At 69.0% G+C, this 332-nt stretch carries 1 protein-coding gene; it reads left to right on the top strand.

Features of this window, described 5'->3' with window-relative positions:
* Positions 1-45: 45 nt before the first annotated feature.
* Positions 46-332 (top strand): DUF222 domain-containing protein (locus JDV09_RS21730; protein ID WP_221371213.1); only part of this gene is annotated, 287 nt, incomplete at its 3' end.

Raw genomic sequence — 332 nt, 5'->3', positions numbered from 1 at the left:
GGCCGGTGACCTTCCCCGCGGCGAACCGGGTTTGTCGGTGGTCGAATGTATGTTCGAGTCATGTCGAGGGAGGCTCTGTCGGGCGCGGTGGCACGGTTGTGTGCGGCGTTCGAGGAGGTGGCGGCCTGCGAGGTCGACCTGCTGGACCGCGACGCGCTGGTGGATTGCCTCGATGAGGTCGAAACGCTGGGGTGTCGGCTGCCCGCGCTGCGCCACCGGTTGCTGGCCCGGCTGCAGGCCGAGACCACACCCCAGGAGATGGGCGCCAAATCCTGGAAGGATGTGCTGGCGATCCGCTGGCGGATCTCCACCGGCGAGGCGCACCGCCGACT

The organism is Mycolicibacterium xanthum (assembly GCF_019710635.1).
GTDB classification, from domain to species: domain Bacteria; phylum Actinomycetota; class Actinomycetes; order Mycobacteriales; family Mycobacteriaceae; genus Mycobacterium; species Mycobacterium xanthum.
This window is presented reverse-complemented; position numbering and strand designations above follow the sequence as displayed.